The organism is Pseudomonas fluorescens (assembly GCF_018614775.1).
Lineage (GTDB): Bacteria > Pseudomonadota > Gammaproteobacteria > Pseudomonadales > Pseudomonadaceae > Aquipseudomonas > Aquipseudomonas fluorescens_BY.
The window spans coordinates 1-17,250 of sequence record NZ_JAGGOF010000035.1; the positions used below are offsets into that span (position 1 = coordinate 1).

A 17,250-nucleotide genomic window follows, 5' to 3' on the forward strand; every position below is an offset into this window, starting at 1 on the left:
GTTGCCTCCACCCAATCATTGGATATTCGGCGAACACAAAACCTGTGGGAGCGAGCCTGCTCGCGATGGGGCCAGTCCAGGCACTACAAGTCTCCCAGCCAATTGCCCGCATACCTGCCACCCGGTAAAGTGCCGCTCCCCACGTTTTACCTGAGGTAGACCCATGAGCCAGTCCTTTGATATTGCCGTGATCGGCGCCACCGGTACTGTCGGCGAAACCCTTGTCCAGATTCTGGAAGAGCGGGACTTTCCGGTGGGCAACCTGTACCTGCTGGCCAGCAGCGAATCGGCCGGCAGCTCGGTGATGTTTCGTGGCAAGAACGTGCGGGTGCGTGAGGTCGATGAATTTGATTTCAGCAAAGTCCAGCTGGCATTTTTCGCCGCTGGCCCGGCAGTGACCCTGAGCTTCGCCCCGCGAGCCACGGCGGCCGGTTGTGGGCTGATCGACCTGTCCGGTGCGTTACCGCCGGAGCAGGCACCACAAGTCGTCCCGGAAGCCAATGCCCAGGTACTGGCCGGCCTGAAGAAGCCGTTTCAAGTCAGCAGCCCCAGCCCGTCGGCCACGGTGTTGGCTGTTGCGCTGGCACCGCTGCGCGAATGCCTGGACGTGCAGCGCATCAATGTGGCCGCCAGTCTTGCGGTGTCCGCCCAGGGCCGGGTCGCGGTGAGCGAACTGGCGCGCCAGACCGCCGAGTTGCTCAACGCCCGTCCACTGGAACCAAAATTCTTTGACCGACAGATGGCGTTCAACCTGTTGGCCCAGGTCGGCACGCCGGACGAGCAGGGGCATACATTGCTGGAGAAGCGCCTGGTGCGTGAATTGCGCCAGCTGCTGGATCAACCTTTGTTAAAGATTTCCGTGACTTGCATTCAAGCCCCGGTATTTTTTGGCGATAGCTTTAGCGTGACTGTGCAGTCTGCCGGTGCCGTCGACCTGACGAAGGTCAACGCAGCCCTGGAAGCGGCGCCCGGTATCGAGTTGGTAGACGCGGGCGATTACCCGACGCCGGTGGGCGATGCGGTGGGGCAGGACGTGGTTTACGTCGGGCGTGTGCGCGGCGGTATTGACGACCCGGCGGAACTGAACATGTGGCTGACGTCAGATAACGTGCGCAAAGACGCGGCGCTCAATGCGGTGCAGGTAGCTGAGTTGTTGATAAAAGACTTGCTGTAAAAGATACTTGGCGTCAATTTGTCGAATGGTTCTAGCCGGGCGCTATGCTTGGCCAGGGTGTTGAAGGCGAACCTCCCTGCGGGGGCTTCCCGGGACATGAGTGAAATGATCGCGCGCACCGGCGCTTCGGGGCTGCGCGCAACGCCTTACGGCAGCGGCATCAAGACCTTCTCGCTGGCCGAGGAATGTTCAAACAAAGGAAGAGGCTATGGTTCAAGTTCGCAAACTGGTGTTAGCAATAGCGGCCGCCTCGGCGCTGTCCTCCGGTATGGCGCAAGCGCTCGGGCTGGGGGAATTGACCCTGAAGTCGACGCCGAACCAGCCCCTGGTCGCCGAGATCGAGCTGCTCGACGTCCAGCAGTTGACCGCCGCCGAAGTCGTGCCGAGCCTGGCCTCGCCCGATGACTTCGCCAAGGCCGGCGTCGACCGCCAGGCCTTTCTCAATGACCTGACCTTTACCCCGGTAATCAACGCCAGCGGCAAAAGCGTCCTGCGCGTCACGTCCAGCCGGCCGCTGTCCGAGCCGATGGTCAAGTTCCTGGTGCAAGTGATGTGGCCCAACGGTCGTTTGCTGCGCGACTACAGCGTGCTGCTTGATCCGTCCAAGTTCTCACCGCAGGCGGCGGATGCTGCTCGGGCGAAGCCGCCACAGGTGGTGTCCACGCCGGTCACGGGAGCCACCAAGCCTTCCCAGTACACCACCACGCCGCGCGATACCCTGTGGGAAATCGCCGCCAAGGTGCGCAACGGCGGGTCGGTCCAGCAAACCATGCTGGCGATCCAGGCGTTGAACCCGAACGCCTTCATCAATGGCAACATCAATCTGCTCAAGACCGGCCAGGTGCTGCGTCTGCCGGACCCGGTACAAAGCACCGCATTGCCGCAACCCCAGGCCATCGTCGAAGTCGCTGCACAGAACGCCGCCTGGCGTTCCGGTCGTCGGGGCGTGGCGGGCGCGGGCAAGCAGCAATTGGATGCGACCAGGCGCGGTCGTGGTGAAGGAGCCCCTGCGCAGGCGGCCGGCCGCGACAACCTGAGCCTGGTCTCTGCCGAGTCGGCGAAGGCGGGTGGCAAGGGCAAGGGCGCTGCCGGTGATGCCCAGGCATTGAACAACAAGCTGGCGGTGACCCAGGAAAGCCTCGATTCGGCTCGTCGGGACAACGAAGAGCTGAAAAGCCGCATGGCGGACCTGCAAAGCCAGCTGGACAAGCTGCAACGCCTGATCGAGCTGAAGAACAATCAGTTGGCCAAGATGCAGGCCGATGGCGCCGCGGTTCCGCCTGCTGGCGAAGCGGCCCCGGCGATGTCCGCGCAGTTGACCCCGGCACCGGCGGCCGCCCCCGAGTCTGCCCCGGCTCCTGAAGTGACCCCGCAAGCGTCACCACCTGCTGCTCCGGTTGAGCCAGTCCCCGCAGCGTCCAACGAGCAAAAATACAATGACCTGCTGACCAACCCGGTCCTGCTGGGCCTGGTGGGTGGCGGTGCGCTGATCCTGCTGTTGCTGCTGTTGTTGCTCGCCCGTCGCCGCAAGGCCCAGCAGGAAGCCGAAAAGCATTTGCGCATGGCCCGAGCCCTTGAGGAGGAGGCTGACTTCTCCCCGGAGCTCGATCTGCCCCCGAGCAGCTTCGAGGGCATTGAGGTTCCACCCCCCAGCGTAAAACTCGAGCCAAAGCCAGCGCCCGCGCCGATGCCCAAGCCAGCTCCACTGGTGGCGCCGGTGATCGTCACGCCACCTATCGCCGCGCCCTTGGTGGCACCGGCCGCCGAGCGTTCCGACTCCGACGATGTGCTGCCCCTGGCCCAGTCACACATCGACCGTGGTCGTTTGAACCAGGCCGCTGACCTGCTTGAGCAGGGCATCAAGGCCGAGCCGCAGCGCAGTGATCTGCGTCTCAAGCTGATGGAAGTCTACGGCCAGCAGGGCGACCGCGACGCTTTTGTCGCCCAGGAGCGCCAGCTGGTCGCCAACGGCGATAACCACGCCAAGGTCGAACAGCTCAAGAGCCGTTTCCCTGCCATGGTCGTCGCTGCCGGTGCTGGCCTGGCTGCAGCGGCAGTGGCTGCCGAACTGGACGCGCAGTACGTCAAGGACCTGCTGGAAGACAAGCCGCTGACCGACGAAGAATTGGACAGTGCTTTTGACCTGAGCCTGGATGATCTGGAAGCGTCGCCGGTGGCGCCGGCAGCCGAACCGATCGCCGAGCTGGACGCGTTCCCGGAAGATGACGACCTGAGTTTCGAGTCGGTGCTCAAGCAGCAGACCCAGGCCAACGAAAGCCTCGACGACCTGTCGGAGTTCGACCTGGACCTGGGTGCCGATGCACCGACCCCGGTCGCGGCGCTGGACGACGAAGACTTCCTGCTGGACCTGGGCGACGACCTCAAGGGGTTCGACCTGCCTGCGGCCGATACGCCAGCCTTGCTCGATACCCCGGCTGACGATCTCGAGCTGCCGGCGGATTTCGACCTGTCCCTTTCCGACGAAATGGACGCCCACGTCGCGCCGAAGGATGCCTTCGAGTCCGAGCTGGACGATGTCAACGCCGAACTGGATCGCCTGTCCGACACCCTGAGCCAGCCGACGCCGACGTTTACCGCCGAAGACGCACTGGTCGGTGCCGAGGACGAACCGGATTTCGACTTCCTCGGCGGCACCGATGAAGTGGCGACCAAGCTCGACCTGGCACAAGCCTACATGGACATGGGCGACAGCGACGGTGCCCGGGATATCCTCGGCGAAGTCCTCAACGAAGGCGATGCCACCCAGAAGAGCGAAGCGCAGGAGATGTTGTCGCGCTTGGTGTGAGGGTATGGGATCAACAAAACGGCAGCCGGTGAGGCTGCCGTTTTGTTTGGGGCGGAATATGAGGTTACCTGGAAGATTGCCATCGCGAGCAGGCTCGCTCCCACAAGGGATTCGCAGCGTTCACAAAAGCCTGTGGGAGCGAGCCTGCTCGCGATGGCGCCAGTCGATCCAACCCAGGATCACCTGTTGCACTGGCATCCCGCCCCACCGGCCTTATAATGCCCGCCTTTGCGTCCCTCAGCAGGCTGTAATTCCTTGGCAAACATAGACAACCCGGCTGCCGAAATGGCGGCCGACGGCTTTTTCCGCATCGCCTTGGGCGTGGAATACAAAGGCTCGCGCTATCGTGGCTGGCAGCGCCAGGCTTCCGGCGTACTGACGGTGCAGGAAACCCTTGAGAACGCGCTGTCCAAAGTCGCCGACTCGCCGGTTTCGCTGCATTGCGCCGGCCGTACCGACGCTGGCGTGCATGCCTGCGGCCAAGTGGTGCATTTCGATACCCAGGTCGAGCGTTCGATGAAGGCTTGGGTAATGGGGGCCAACATCAACTTGCCCCACGATGTCAGTGTCAGTTGGGCCAAGGTGATGCCGGCGCATTTTCATGCGCGCTTCAAGGCGATCGCCCGGCGTTATCGCTACGTGATCTACAACGATCAGATTCGCCCGGCGCACCTCAACGAAGAAATCACCTGGAATCACCGCCCATTGGACGTCGAGCGCATGGCCGAGGCCGCGCAGTACCTGGTCGGAGTCCATGATTTCAGCGCTTTCCGCGCCGGCCAGTGCCAGGCCAAGTCGCCGATCAAGGAGTTGCATCACCTGCGCGTGACCCGTCACGGCAAGATGATCGTGCTCGACATCCGCGCCAGCGCGTTCCTGCATCACATGGTCCGGAACATTGCCGGCGTGCTCATGACCATCGGTGCTGGCGAACGCCCGGTGGAATGGATCAAGGAAGTGCTCGACAGTCGTGTCCGCCGCTCCGGTGGGGTGACGGCGCATCCGTTCGGCCTGTACCTGGTGCAAGTGGAGTATCGCGATGAGTTCGAGCTGCCGGAGCGTTACATCGGGCCACATTTCCTCACGGGCTTCTCCGAACTCGACGGCTGACGCCCTTCGCAGCATTTGCTACCATCCGGGACTTTCACGGATTTGCCTTGGAGTTTTCACGACATGTCGGCCGTTCGCAGCAAGATTTGCGGGATCACCCGCGTCGAGGACGCGTTGGCGGCGGTCGAGGCCGGGGCCGACGCCATCGGGCTGGTGTTCTATGCCAAGAGCCCGCGGGCGGTGACGGTGCAGCAGGCGAGGGCGATCATCCAGGCCCTGCCGCCGTTCGTGACCCCCGTCGGCTTGTTCGTCAACGCCAGTCGTTGCGAGCTGGGCGAGATACTCGATGCGGTGCCGCTGGCGTTGTTGCAATTTCATGGCGACGAGACGCCCGCCGATTGTGAAGGCTGGCATCGTCCGTACATCAAGGCATTGCGGGTCAAGGCGGGCGATGACATCGCCGCCAGTTGCGAGGCCTTCGCCGGTGCCAGCGGCATGTTGCTGGACACCTACGTGGAGGGCGTTCCTGGCGGTACCGGCGAAGCGTTCGACTGGTCGCTGGTGCCCAAGGGATTGAGCAAGCCGATTATCCTGGCCGGCGGCCTTACGGCGCAGAACGTGGCCGAGGCGATTCGCCAGGTTCGCCCTTACGCGGTGGATGTGAGTGGCGGCGTTGAGCAGGGCAAGGGCATCAAGGATCCGGCGAAGATTCGCGCGTTCATGGCGGCTGTACGCAGCAGCCAGTCGTCAATGTGACGGCTGGCAGACTGCCGCCGTCCATACCTGCACTGTACAAAGCAGGCAGGCGCCGCCTCCGGGCGGGCCGATAGCGTAGTGGCAGCCACGCTGAAGCGGTTGCCGGGATGGCTGAGGAAGGTTGGGTTGCACGCAGGTCATGCTCCGCGCTGACCGTGGTCGCCTTACGGCCCTCGCCGCACAAATGAATTTAGCTCAAGGGCATACGCGGGGCCGCGAACCAGAGCGTTCGGGCCGCCGGTACTGGAGAAAGAAAGCATGAGCAACTGGTTGGTAGACAAACTGATCCCTTCGATCATGCGTTCCGAGGTGAAGAAAAGCTCGGTGCCTGAAGGTCTGTGGCACAAATGTCCGTCCTGCGAAGCGGTGTTGTACCGCCCGGAGTTGGAAAAGACCCTGGACGTTTGCCCCAAGTGCAACCACCACATGCGCATTGGCGCGCGTGCCCGTATCGATATCTTCCTGGACGCCGAAGGTCGCGAGGAGCTGGGCGCCGACCTGGAACCGGTAGACCGCCTGAAATTCCGCGACGGCAAGAAGTACAAGGATCGCCTGACCGCTGCCCAGAAGCAGACTGGTGAAAAAGATGCACTGGTGTCCATGAGCGGGACCTTGCTGGGCATGCCGGTGGTGGTCTCGGCCTTCGAATTCTCCTTCATGGGCGGTTCCATGGGCGCCATCGTCGGCGAGCGCTTCGTTCGTGCCGCCAACCATGCCCTGGAGAACCGTTGCCCGATGATCTGCTTCGCCGCTTCCGGCGGTGCGCGGATGCAGGAAGCGCTGATCTCCCTGATGCAAATGGCCAAGACCTCGGCGGTACTGGCGCGTCTGCGCGAAGAAGGCATCCCATTCATCTCCGTGCTGACCGATCCGGTCTACGGCGGTGTCTCCGCCAGCCTGGCGATGCTGGGCGACGTGATCGTCGGCGAGCCCAAGGCCCTGATCGGCTTCGCCGGCCCGCGCGTGATCGAGCAGACCGTGCGTGAAAAGCTGCCGGAAGGCTTTCAGCGCAGTGAGTTCCTGCTGGAGCATGGTGCCATCGACATGATCATCCATCGCCAGGAACTGCGTCCGCGCCTGGGCAATCTGCTGGCGCAACTGATGGGTCTGCCGACGCCGAAGTTCGTCGCCGCGCCGATCGAGCCGATCGTGGTTCCGCCGGTGCCTGCAGGCCTATGACCCAGCGTACCCTGGGCGACTGGCTTGCCTACCTCGAGCAGTTGCATCCGTCGGCCATCGACATGGGGCTGGAGCGCTCGCAAGCGGTAGCGTCCCGCATGGGGCTCGCCAAGCCGGCACCCAGGGTCATCACCGTCACTGGCACCAACGGCAAGGGTTCGACCTGCGCTTTCGTGGCTTCGCTGCTGCGGGCGCAAGGGTTGAGTGTCGGTGTCTACAGTTCGCCGCACCTGCTGCGCTACAACGAGCGGGTGCAGGTCAACGGTGTCGAAGCCACTGACGTCGCGCTGTGCGAAGCCTTTGCTGCGGTGGAAGCCGGGCGCGGCGAAATTTCCCTGACGTATTTCGAAATGGGCACCCTGGCGGCGTTCTGGCTGTTCGCCCGTGAGGGCCTCGATGCCGTTGTGCTGGAAGTCGGGCTGGGCGGTCGCCTGGACACGGTCAACCTGGTGGACGCGGACATCGCCCTGGTCACCAGCATCGGCGTGGACCATGCCGATTACCTGGGCGATACCCGTGAGTCCGTCGCTTACGAGAAGGCCGGTATCTTCCGCCAGGGCGCGCCTGCGCTCTGTGGCGACCTCAATCCTCCCCAGCCGTTGCTGGACAAGGTCCGTGAGCTGAGCTGCCCATTCTTCCTGCGCGGGCGGGATTTCGATCTGGCAATGACCGAGCAACATTGGCAATGGCGCGGCAGCGACGCCCAGGGCCATCCGGTGGAGCTGCGCGATCTGCCGCTGCTGGACCTGCCGATGGAAAACGCCGCGCTGGCGCTTCAGGCCTATCTGTTGCTGGGTTTGCCATGGGACGCCGGACAAATTGTCGAAGCGTTGCAAGCGACCCGCATCGTCGGGCGGCTTGACCACCGCCAGTTCGATTGGAAAGGCAAGCGTCTGAACCTGTTGCTGGATGTCGGCCACAACCCCCATGCGGCGCAGTACTTGGCCGAGCGCCTGGCTCGGCGGCCCGTGGCAGGGCAGCGTCTGGCGGTTTTCGGGCTGCTGTCCGACAAGGATCTGGATGGCGTTGTCGATGCGTTGGGTGCTAGTGTCCAGCATTGGGCGGTAACGCCACTGGATTCGCCGCGTTCGCGTCCGGCGGCAGAGTTGCAGGACGCATTGCATCGCCGCGGTGCCGCCGTACGCAGCTACGGCAGTGTGGCCGCCGCGCTGGAAGGGCAGTGCGCCGTGGCGACGACCGATGACGAGATCCTGTTGTTCGGATCATTTTTTTGTGTTGCCGAGGCCCTGCAATGGCTGGCCCGGCGCTCCACGGAGGAAGCGGCAGATGGCATTGCTGGATAAGGCGTACAAGCAGCGCATGGTCGGGGCCTTGGTTTTGGTGGCCCTGGCGGTGATTTTCCTGCCGATGCTGTTTTCCCGCCAGGACGAGCAACGCCAGGTCACGGTCGATGCGCCGGCTGCGCCTCAAGCGCCGTCGGTGCCGCCGATGCACGTTGAACCGGTGGCGGTGCCCGAGCCACAGGCGCTGCCCCAGGAGCCGATTCCGAGCGACGAAGAGCTGGCTCAGCAACCGGCTGCACCGTCGACGCCTATTGCGCCTGCACCGAGCAAGCCGGCTGTCGCGCCAACGCCCGTTCCCGCAGCACCGGCCGTCAAGCCGGCGCCGACCCAGCCGATTACCGCTGCGCCCGCCAAGCCGGATACCACGCAAAGTCGTGTGGATGCCAACGGCCTGTCGGTCAGTTGGTCGGTGCAACTGGCCAGCCTGACCAGCCGCGAAAGTGCCGAAAGCTTGCAGAAGAACCTGCGCAGCCAAGGCTACAACGCCTATATCCGCTCCGCCGATGGCAAGAACCGGGTGTTTGTCGGTCCGCTGATCGAGCGGGCCGAGGCCGACCGCCTGCGTGATCTGCTCGGTCGCCAGCAGAACCTCAAGGGGTTCGTGGTACGTTTCCAGCCAGAGCGCGGTTAACTGCGATTTAGCTGATTTGAATCACGCAGCTTACCGACAGGCCTGGGCTCTGCTAAAATGCGCCGCCTTATCCGTCTGTAGGCTGCACCGTGCCATTTACCTGGGTTGACTGGGCGATCGTTGCGATCGTCGCCATCTCCGCATTGATCAGTCTGAGCCGGGGCTTCGTCAAGGAAGCCCTCTCGCTGCTGACCTGGATCATCGCGGGAGTCGTGGCCTGGTTGTTTGGTGGCTCGCTGTCCCAGTACCTCGCCGGATACATCGAAACCCCGTCGGCTCGCGTGATCGCGGGCTGTGCCATCTTGTTTATCGCCACCTTGCTGGTCGGCGCAATGATCAACTACCTGATCGGCGAACTGATTCGCGTCACCGGGCTTTCCGGGACGGACCGGTTCCTGGGCATGGCCTTCGGCGCCGCGCGTGGCGCGCTGCTGGTGGTCGTGGCTGTCGGGCTCTTGAGCCTGGGGCCGGTACAGCAGGATAAGTGGTGGCAGGAGTCCCGGCTCGTGCCACAATTTCTATTGGTCGCAGACTGGTCAAAAAACCTGATCCTGGGTTGGAGCAGTCAGTGGCTTGCCAGCGGTATCAGCGTACCCGCTGAAATACCGTTCAAGGAACAGCTCTTGCCGACGGCCAAAACGCCGCAGTGAGTGTTGTTCAGTTCAGATCCATTAAGTAGGGGTTGCGTCGCATGTGTGGCATCGTCGGTATCGTCGGTAAGTCGAACGTCAATCAGGCGCTGTATGACGCGCTAACCGTGCTCCAGCACCGCGGCCAGGACGCTGCCGGTATCGTGACCAGCCATGACGGCCGGTTGTTCCTGCGCAAGGACAATGGCCTGGTGCGTGACGTGTTCCACCAGCGTCACATGCAGCGTCTGGTCGGCCACATGGGTATCGGCCACGTGCGCTACCCGACCGCGGGCAGCTCGACGTCGGCTGAAGCCCAGCCGTTCTACGTCAACTCGCCGTACGGCATCACCCTGGCGCACAACGGCAACCTGACCAACGTCGAGCAGCTGGCCAAGGAGATCTACGAATCGGACCTGCGCCACGTCAACACCAGTTCCGACTCGGAAGTGATGCTCAACGTGTTCGCCCATGAGCTGGCCCAGCGCGGCAAGCTGCAGCCTACCGAAGAAGACGTGTTTGCCGCCGTGAGCGACGTGCATAACCGTTGCGTTGGCGGCTACTCGGTCGTGGCGATGATCACCGGCTACGGCATCGTCGGTTTCCGCGACCCCCACGGCATCCGTCCGATCGTGTTCGGCCAGCGTCACACCGACGAAGGCGTCGAGTACATGATCGCCTCCGAAAGCGTGTCCCTGGACGTGCTCGGCTTCACCCTGATCCGCGACCTGGCTCCGGGCGAAGCGGTCTATATCACTGAAGACGGCAAGCTGCATACCCGCCAGTGCGCGACCAACCCGAGCCTGACCCCGTGCATCTTCGAGCACGTCTACCTGGCGCGCCCGGACTCGATCATCGATGGCATCTCGGTCTACAAGGCCCGCCTGCGCATGGGTGAGAAACTGGCCGAGAAGATCCTGCGCGAGCGCCCGGACCACGACATCGACGTGGTCATCCCGATCCCGGACACCAGCCGCACCGCGGCACTGGAACTGGCGAACCATCTGGGCGTCAAGTTCCGCGAAGGCTTCGTGAAGAACCGCTACATCGGCCGTACCTTCATCATGCCGGGCCAGGCCGCGCGGAAAAAATCCGTACGCCAGAAACTCAACGCCATCGAACTGGAATTCCGCGGCAAGAACGTGATGCTGGTGGACGACTCCATCGTGCGCGGCACCACCTGCAAGCAGATCATCCAGATGGCCCGCGAAGCCGGCGCCAAGAACGTGTATTTCTGCTCGGCAGCCCCGGCTGTGCGCTACCCGAACGTCTACGGCATCGACATGCCGAGTGCCCACGAACTGATTGCCCATAACCGCAGCACCCAGGACGTGGCCGACCTGATCGGCGCCGACTGGCTGATCTACCAGGACCTGCCGGACCTGATCGAAGCGGTGGGCGGCGGCAAGATCAAGATCGAGCAGTTCGATTGCGCGGTGTTCGACGGCAAGTACGTTACCGGCGACATCGACGAGGCCTACCTGAACCGGATCGAGCACGCGCGTAACGATGCGTCCAAGGCCAAGACCCAGGCGGTCAGTGCGATCATCGATCTGTACAACAACTGAGTCACGAACCGGCCCCGAGGGGCCGGTTTGCGTTTAACCGATTACAGGAGTGGCAGCATGAGTCAGGATTGGGATGCCGGTCGGCTGGACAGCGACCTTGAAGGCGTAGCGTTCGACACCCTGGCGGTGCGCGCGGGTCAACACCGCACACCGGAAGCCGAACATGGCGATCCGATGTTCTTTACCTCCAGCTACGTGTTCCGCACGGCGGCCGATGCCGCGGCGCGGTTTGCCGGTGAAGTGCCCGGCAATGTCTACTCGCGCTACACCAACCCGACCGTGCGGGCCTTCGAGGAGCGCATTGCCGCCCTGGAAGGCGCCGAACAGGCGGTCGCCACCGCCACCGGCATGGCGGCGATCATGGCGGTGGTGATGAGCCTGTGCAGCGCGGGTGATCATGTCTTGGTGTCGCGCAGCGTCTTCGGCTCGACCATCAGCCTGTTCGAAAAATACTTCAAGCGCTTCGGGGTGGAAGTCGATTACGTGCCCCTGGCGGATCTGTCCGGTTGGGATGCCGCGATCAAGCCCAACACCAAGCTGTTGTTCGTCGAATCGCCCTCCAACCCATTGGCCGAGCTGGTGGACATTGCCGCGCTGGCGGAAGTCGCCCACACCAAGGGCGCCATGCTGGTGGTCGACAACTGCTTCTGCACCCCGGCGCTGCAGCAGCCGCTGAAGCTGGGGGCCGACGTGGTCGTGCATTCGGCGACCAAGTTCATCGACGGCCAGGGCCGTTGCATGGGCGGCGTGGTGGCCGGTCGAGGCGAGCAGATGAAAGAAGTGGTGGGCTTCCTGCGTACCGCTGGGCCGACCCTCAGTCCGTTCAACGCCTGGATCTTCCTCAAGGGCCTGGAAACCCTGGGCCTGCGCATGAAGGCGCATTGCGCCAACGCCCAGGCCCTGGCCGAGTGGCTGGAGCAGCAGGACGGTATCGAGAAAGTCCATTACGCCGGCCTCAAGAGTCATCCGCAACACGATCTGGCCCAGCGTCAGCAGCGCGGTTTCGGTGCGGTGGTGAGCTTCGAGGTCAAAGGGGGCAAGGAGGGCGCCTGGCGCTTCATCGACGCGACCCGGCTGATCTCCATCACCGCCAACCTGGGCGACAGCAAAACCACCATCACCCACCCGAGCACCACCTCCCACGGCCGTCTGTCGCCCCAGGCGCGTGAAGCGGCGGGTATTCGTGACAGCCTGATCCGCGTTGCGGTCGGCCTGGAAGACGTGGCTGATCTGCAAGTTGACCTGGCCCGTGGGTTGGCGGCCTTGTGATCGAATTGGCAACGCCGCCGAGCGGCATCCATGGCCGGGTTGCATTGGTCACGGGCGCTGCGCGGGGCATTGGCCTTGGCATTGCTGCCTGGCTGATTTGTGAAGGCTGGCAGGTGGTGCTGACCGATCTGGATCGCGAGCGCGGTTCCAAGGTCGCGAAGACGCTGGGCGACAACGCCTGGTTCATCGCCATGGACGTGGCGGATGAAGCACAGGTCGCTACCGGTATCGCCGAGGTGCTCGGTCAGTTCGGGCGGCTAGACGCGCTGGTGTGCAACGCGGCCATCGCCGACCCGCACAACATCACCCTGGAAAGCCTCGACCTGGCCTACTGGAATCGGGTCCTGGCAGTGAACCTGGGCGGGCCGATGCTGCTGGCCAAGCATTGTGCGCCGTACCTGCGCGCTCACAACGGGGCCATCGTCAATCTGGCCTCGACCCGCGCCGCGCAGTCGGAGCCAGACACTGAAGCCTACGCGGCGAGCAAGGGCGGCTTGCTGGCCCTGACCCATGCCTTGGCGATCAGCCTGGGGCCGGAGATCCGCGTGAACGCCGTCAGCCCCGGTTGGATCGACGCGCGTGACCCGTCCCAGCGCCGCGCACAGCCGCTGGCCGATGCCGACCACGCCCAGCATCCGGCGGGCAGGGTGGGCACGGTAGAGGACGTGGCGGCGATGGTGGCGTGGCTGTTGTCGCGCAATGCCGGTTTCGTCACGGGCCAGGAGTTCGTCGTGGACGGCGGCATGACCAAGAAAATGATTTATGCATGAGGAGCAACTGCAAGTGGCGAGCGATTTCGCGGTGTTGGCGTTTCTGCTTGCAGCTTGAAGCTTGCCGCTCGAAGCTGTTTTTGAAAAAAACTCAACCCCGCTATTGACTTAGCTTCGGTACCTGCGTAAATTTCGCGGCCTCAACGAAGCAAAGGGTGATTAGCTCAGCTGGGAGAGCGTCTGCCTTACAAGCAGAATGTCGGCGGTTCGATCCCGTCATCACCCACCATGTTTTACGAGAGTTTTGCGAAAGCAAGACGGAAGCTGCCAAAGCTTCCACCGACGCGCAGCGGTAGTTCAGTCGGTTAGAATACCGGCCTGTCACGCCGGGGGTCGCGGGTTCGAGTCCCGTCCGCTGCGCCATATTTTCCGAAGTAGGCTTGCCTGGTTCGAGATCAAGACCGAAGGTCCTGGTCAGACGAGTTAAATGGACGCAAGTCCACAGCGATACGCAGCGGTAGTTCAGTCGGTTAGAATACCGGCCTGTCACGCCGGGGGTCGCGGGTTCGAGTCCCGTCCGCTGCGCCATATCTGCTTCGAGGCCCACTGAACGCCTTGAAGCCAAGAAGAAAGCCGCAAAGCTTCTTCCCATCGATAGCAAAGACCCTGGTCGAAAGACCGGGGTTTTTTGTTTATGCGGTTTGGGTTTTTTGCCTGCGTGCCTGATCGGCTCAGGCCTGTTCTGATATCTGAAGTGAGTCCATGGCGAGGGCGCTTGGCTCCCGCTGGGCTGCCGAGCAGCCCAGTCCTGTATCCGACGAAGTGCTTAGGCGCGAGCCTCAGAACCCAAGCCTGTCCCGCAACCCGTAATACCAGGCACCCAACGCCGCGAACGGCGTGCGCAACAACTGCCCGCCCGGGAAAGGGTAGTGGGGCAGATCGGCAAACGCATCGAAGCGCTCCGCCTGGCCGCGCAGCGCCTCGGCCAGGACCTTGCCCGCGAGGTGCGTGTACGTCACACCATGGCCGCTGCAGCCCTGGGAATAATAGATGTTATCCCCCAGGCGTCCGACCTGCGGAAGACGCGACAGCGTCAGCAGGAAGTTTCCGGTCCAGGCGTAATCAATCTTCACATCCTTGAGCTGCGGGAACGCCTTGAGCATCTTCGGACGAATGATCGCTTCGATGTTCGCCGGATCCCGCGCTCCGTACACCACGCCACCGCCAAAGATCAGGCGCTTGTCGCCGGTCAGGCGGTAGTAATCGAGCAGATAGTTACAGTCTTCGACGCAGTAATCCTGCGGCAACAAGCGGCGAGCCAACTCGTCTCCCAGCGGCTCGGTGGCAATAACCTGCGTGCCGCAAGGCATGGATTTGGCCGCCAGCTCCGGCACCAGGTTGCCCAGATAGGCGTTGCCGGCCACGATGATGAACTTGGCCCTGACCTTGCCCTGTGGCGTATGCACAACCGGGCTGGCACCGCGCTCGATGCGCACCGCCGGCGATTGTTCGTAGATCAGCCCGCCAAGCGAGTCGACGGCCGCCGCTTCGCCCAAGGCCAGGTTGAGCGGATGAATATGCCCGCCGCTCATGTCCAGCATGCCGCCCACATACTCCTCGCAAGCCACCACCTCGCGAATTCGACGCTGATCCAGCAGCTCCAGCTGAGTGTGCCCAAAACGCTCCCATAAGCGCTTCTGCGACTCCAGATGGCCCATCTGCTTGGCGGTCAGCGCGGCGAACACGCCACCGTCCTTCAGATCGCATTGAATCTGATACTTCGCCACGCGCTCCCGAATGATCCGCCCACCCTCGAACGCCATATGGCCCAGCAGCTGCGCCTGCTGAGGGCCAACACTGCGCTCGATCACATCAATGTCACGACTGTAGCTGTTGACGATCTGCCCCCCGTTGCGACCCGAAGCACCAAAGCCCACCTTCGCCGCTTCCAGGACCGTAACCTTGAACCCGTTCTCCAGCAAAAACAGGGCAGAAGACAGGCCGGTATAGCCCGCACCGATCACACACACATCGGTCTCGACCTCCGCCTGCAGGGCAGGGCGCGATGGAGCCGGGTTGGCCGACGCGGCGTAATAGGACGCTGGGTAGGATGTGTTCGTCATTCTGCAACCTCTGTTTTATATTTTTTACGAATGCGCGGATCCTACCCGAGATAAAAATCGGCCGCCAGCCACCGCGAATGCTTCGTCCCATTGGCGAAATTAAATATTTTGCATATTCATAGGGTTAGGTGAAAAAAAGGTGTTGACACCCCTTCGGAATTCCGTAGAATGCCGCCTCACAGCAGGCACGTAGCTCAGTTGGTTAGAGCACCACCTTGACATGGTGGGGGTCGTTGGTTCGAGTCCAATCGCGCCTACCAAACAAAATCCGCTCTGCTGGGCGGTCTAGAGGGGTTACCGGAAACGGTAACCCCTTTTTGCTTCCTGCCATTTGCAAAACTTTTGCAAAACTTTTGCAAAACCCCCAACTCAGAACGCCAATTCGGCGCCCACCTCGACGTATTTAATCGTCTTGTCTCCATGCCCCTCCTGATAGTGCTTGGTCATCTTCTCGTCCGCGTGTCCCATCAAGGCCTGGATGTATTCCATTGGGAAATTCTGCTGCTCATAAAGCCAGGCACCCAAAGCGCGGATCTCGTGAAAAGTGGGGCGCTCACCGGCCGGGACATGATCGTAGGCTTGGGCTGCATCCCGAGCCTTGCTGAACTCCTTGGTTAGATAATCCGGTGTCACCGACGTCCAGTGGTCTTTGGCGTCGATTTGCTCCCTGCGCCTGGCCTTCGGCTTGTAGTGGATCAGATACGGCGTCGCGATCGGGGAGCGAAGGCACTCACCTACTACCTCCCGCAGCGCAGCTCCCATGGTTATTTTCAGGTGCACCGGGTTGTCGTAGCCCTGGGTTTTCCCTGGCGATACGGTCAGCGTGTTCTTGTCCATATCTGCAGCGGACTTCAGCCAGGTCACGATATCCTCTCGGCGCTGGAGGCTGGTCAGGGCCAGGCGGATGGCTCGCTTCAGCCACGGTGGCGTGGTGACGGCATCGATGATGAGCTTCAGCCCCTCGACTGTGTGCCGCTGGCGCTTCTTCTCCGCTTCCTTTTTCACAAGGGTCAGCTCGGCGTTATTACGTTCGGCCAGGCCCTTGGCCACGGCGAAGGAGAATATCTGCACCCATAGCCCCCGGTGCTTGGTGTAGGCGTTGTTGCTGAACTGGTCCAGGTATTCAGCCATGGCGAGCACATCCATCTGCCCAATCAGCCGGTCACCAAGATCCTGCCGATATCGCTCAAGCTTGAACTTGATCTCTTCCAGGGTTCGCACCGCGTAGCCTTTGTCCGCGACCCATTCATCATGGAAGCGCTGAAGTAGATTGCTCACTGTCGGCAGGCGATCTCCGGTTAGCAGAGTGAGCAGGGCACCGTCGTCGACGACCAGCGCGGCGAGTTTGAGATTGGCGGCCCGGGCCAGTTTGATTGCCTCCTCAAGAGGGCGGTTGATGCTGGTCATCAATCCTGTGATCGGGTTGCGGTACCGCCAATATTTCCCGTTGGGGTAGAGATTTGGCGGCAGCTTCCTATTTTTGAGCGTGCGCGGCCGAGCAGCCATCAGCCAATCTCCATCATCTGAGCCAGGAGAGGGTCATTTGAACCCATCACCGCCGCCTGGATGTCCACGAAATACATCCCGCCCTTTACCTCTCCAACCACTTCGCCTTCCTCAATCCATTTTTTCAGTTGCTGCACGCTGGGCTTGCCGCCGGCGTACCTCAACTTCCTGTACTCGCTCACCTCCATGAGGCGCGGGAGCTTTACCGTAATTTGGGCAATGACTTTCGCCATGATGATGCTCCGGGCCGTGCTCGGCTCTATCTTCGTATTTGTCTTGCGACACGTTTCGGTATTCGCGATTTGTGTCGCGTCACGGCCTATTCATCACGCGAAGCGGGAACGCCTCGCCTTCCCATTTGCCTGGCTGACCGCGTATATCGCCGTACTGTCCGTAGCGATGAGGCTTCTTGCTCGAGAACAGTTTCTCGCATGCCTCAAATCGGGCCCGATCGACATCAAGTGCGATCAGTTGCTGGCCCGCCATCGAGCCGACCTGTATCCACCCTAATTTGTCCCGCCCGTAGTTATCGGTCTTGAATAGCC

General features: G+C 62.4%; 14 protein-coding genes and 4 tRNA genes. 15 read left to right on the forward strand and 3 right to left on the reverse strand.

The window, feature by feature from the left end:
* Nucleotides 1-163 precede the first annotated feature (163 nt).
* The 14 genes from J7E36_RS09930 (at nt 164) to J7E36_RS09995 (ending at nt 13,664) form a co-directional block, all read left to right on the forward strand.
* A complete protein-coding gene (locus J7E36_RS09930) occupies nt 164-1,174 on the forward strand; it encodes an aspartate-semialdehyde dehydrogenase (protein ID WP_215002332.1) in 1,011 nt (336 codons plus the stop codon).
* 208 nt (nt 1,175-1,382) lie between these two features.
* On the forward strand, nt 1,383-3,980 hold the full coding sequence (locus tag J7E36_RS09935; RefSeq protein ID WP_215002333.1) for a FimV/HubP family polar landmark protein: 2,598 nt from the start codon (nt 1,383-1,385) through the stop codon (nt 3,978-3,980).
* 285 nt (nt 3,981-4,265) lie between these two features.
* Entirely contained in the window at nt 4,266-5,090 is an 825-nt protein-coding gene (gene truA / locus J7E36_RS09940; protein ID WP_018610821.1) for a tRNA pseudouridine(38-40) synthase TruA, read from the forward strand.
* A gap of 63 nt (nt 5,091-5,153) precedes the next feature.
* Complete coding sequence (locus J7E36_RS09945; protein WP_215002335.1) at nt 5,154-5,786, forward strand: phosphoribosylanthranilate isomerase; 633 nt, start codon at nt 5,154-5,156, stop codon at nt 5,784-5,786.
* 258 nt (nt 5,787-6,044) lie between these two features.
* A complete protein-coding gene (gene accD / locus J7E36_RS09950) occupies nt 6,045-6,965 on the forward strand; it encodes an acetyl-CoA carboxylase, carboxyltransferase subunit beta (RefSeq protein WP_215002337.1) in 921 nt (306 codons plus the stop codon).
* Nucleotides 6,962-8,269, forward strand: coding sequence for a bifunctional tetrahydrofolate synthase/dihydrofolate synthase (gene folC, locus J7E36_RS09955; RefSeq protein WP_215002339.1), 1,308 nt, complete (start codon nt 6,962-6,964; stop codon nt 8,267-8,269). The genes accD and folC overlap by 4 nt, the downstream gene beginning before the upstream one ends.
* Complete coding sequence (locus J7E36_RS09960) at nt 8,253-8,900, forward strand: SPOR domain-containing protein (RefSeq protein WP_215002341.1); 648 nt, start codon at nt 8,253-8,255, stop codon at nt 8,898-8,900. The genes folC and J7E36_RS09960 overlap by 17 nt, the downstream gene beginning before the upstream one ends.
* A gap of 89 nt (nt 8,901-8,989) precedes the next feature.
* On the forward strand, nt 8,990-9,550 hold the full coding sequence (locus J7E36_RS09965) for a CvpA family protein (RefSeq protein WP_215002343.1): 561 nt from the start codon (nt 8,990-8,992) through the stop codon (nt 9,548-9,550).
* 41 nt (nt 9,551-9,591) lie between these two features.
* Nucleotides 9,592-11,097 carry an amidophosphoribosyltransferase gene (gene purF, locus J7E36_RS09970; RefSeq protein ID WP_215002345.1) on the forward strand — a complete coding sequence of 502 codons (1,506 nt, stop codon included), beginning with the start codon at nt 9,592-9,594 and terminating at the stop codon, nt 11,095-11,097.
* 57 nt (nt 11,098-11,154) lie between these two features.
* Entirely contained in the window at nt 11,155-12,366 is a 1,212-nt protein-coding gene (locus J7E36_RS09975) for an O-succinylhomoserine sulfhydrylase (RefSeq protein ID WP_215002347.1), read from the forward strand.
* Complete coding sequence (locus J7E36_RS09980; protein ID WP_215002349.1) at nt 12,363-13,136, forward strand: SDR family oxidoreductase; 774 nt, start codon at nt 12,363-12,365, stop codon at nt 13,134-13,136. The genes J7E36_RS09975 and J7E36_RS09980 overlap by 4 nt, the downstream gene beginning before the upstream one ends.
* A gap of 153 nt (nt 13,137-13,289) precedes the next feature.
* Nucleotides 13,290-13,365 (forward strand) — tRNA-Val (locus tag J7E36_RS09985).
* Between the two features lie 57 nt (nt 13,366-13,422).
* Nucleotides 13,423-13,499: transfer RNA gene (locus J7E36_RS09990), tRNA-Asp, on the forward strand.
* A gap of 88 nt (nt 13,500-13,587) precedes the next feature.
* A tRNA-Asp gene (locus tag J7E36_RS09995) sits at nt 13,588-13,664 on the forward strand.
* 251 nt (nt 13,665-13,915) lie between these two features.
* On the opposite strand, the gene J7E36_RS10000 is transcribed toward J7E36_RS09995, so the two are convergent.
* Nucleotides 13,916-15,199, reverse strand: a complete 1,284-nt coding sequence (locus J7E36_RS10000) for an NAD(P)/FAD-dependent oxidoreductase (RefSeq protein ID WP_215002351.1) — start codon at nt 15,197-15,199, stop codon at nt 13,916-13,918.
* 183 nt (nt 15,200-15,382) lie between these two features.
* Between J7E36_RS10000 and J7E36_RS10005 the strand changes: the two genes are divergently transcribed.
* A tRNA-Val gene (locus tag J7E36_RS10005) sits at nt 15,383-15,459 on the forward strand.
* A gap of 109 nt (nt 15,460-15,568) precedes the next feature.
* Here the strand turns inward: J7E36_RS10005 and J7E36_RS10010 are convergent.
* Together J7E36_RS10010 and J7E36_RS10015 are read right to left on the reverse strand one after the other, a co-directional pair.
* Entirely contained in the window at nt 15,569-16,705 is a 1,137-nt protein-coding gene (locus J7E36_RS10010; RefSeq protein WP_215002353.1) for a phage integrase Arm DNA-binding domain-containing protein, read from the reverse strand.
* The gene (locus J7E36_RS10015) at nt 16,705-16,938 is read right to left on the reverse strand and encodes a hypothetical protein (protein ID WP_215002355.1); all 234 of its coding nucleotides are present in this window, start codon (nt 16,936-16,938) and stop codon (nt 16,705-16,707) included. Before J7E36_RS10015 ends, J7E36_RS10010 begins: the two co-directional genes overlap by 1 nt.
* Between the last annotated feature and the right edge of the window lie 312 nt (nt 16,939-17,250).

Bases quoted from the DNA above. Each gene is read 5' to 3' on its own strand.
- purF (WP_215002345.1), top strand. From the start codon at position 9,592: ATGTGTGGCATCGTCGGTATCGTCGGTAAGTCGAACGTCAATCAGGCG.
- J7E36_RS09930 (WP_215002332.1), top strand. From the start codon at position 164: ATGAGCCAGTCCTTTGATATTGCCGTGATCGGCGCCACCGGTACTGTC.
- truA (WP_018610821.1), top strand. From the start codon at position 4,266: ATGGCGGCCGACGGCTTTTTCCGCATCGCCTTGGGCGTGGAATACAAA.
- J7E36_RS09975 (WP_215002347.1), top strand. From the start codon at position 11,155: ATGAGTCAGGATTGGGATGCCGGTCGGCTGGACAGCGACCTTGAAGGC.
- accD (WP_215002337.1), top strand. From the start codon at position 6,045: ATGAGCAACTGGTTGGTAGACAAACTGATCCCTTCGATCATGCGTTCC.
- folC (WP_215002339.1), top strand. From the start codon at position 6,962: ATGACCCAGCGTACCCTGGGCGACTGGCTTGCCTACCTCGAGCAGTTG.
- J7E36_RS10015 (WP_215002355.1), bottom strand. From the start codon at position 16,938: ATGGCGAAAGTCATTGCCCAAATTACGGTAAAGCTCCCGCGCCTCATG.
- J7E36_RS09945 (WP_215002335.1), top strand. From the start codon at position 5,154: ATGTCGGCCGTTCGCAGCAAGATTTGCGGGATCACCCGCGTCGAGGAC.
- J7E36_RS10010 (WP_215002353.1), bottom strand. From the start codon at position 16,705: ATGGCTGCTCGGCCGCGCACGCTCAAAAATAGGAAGCTGCCGCCAAAT.
- J7E36_RS10000 (WP_215002351.1), bottom strand. From the start codon at position 15,199: ATGACGAACACATCCTACCCAGCGTCCTATTACGCCGCGTCGGCCAAC.
- J7E36_RS09935 (WP_215002333.1), top strand. From the start codon at position 1,383: ATGGTTCAAGTTCGCAAACTGGTGTTAGCAATAGCGGCCGCCTCGGCG.
- J7E36_RS09960 (WP_215002341.1), top strand. From the start codon at position 8,253: ATGGCATTGCTGGATAAGGCGTACAAGCAGCGCATGGTCGGGGCCTTG.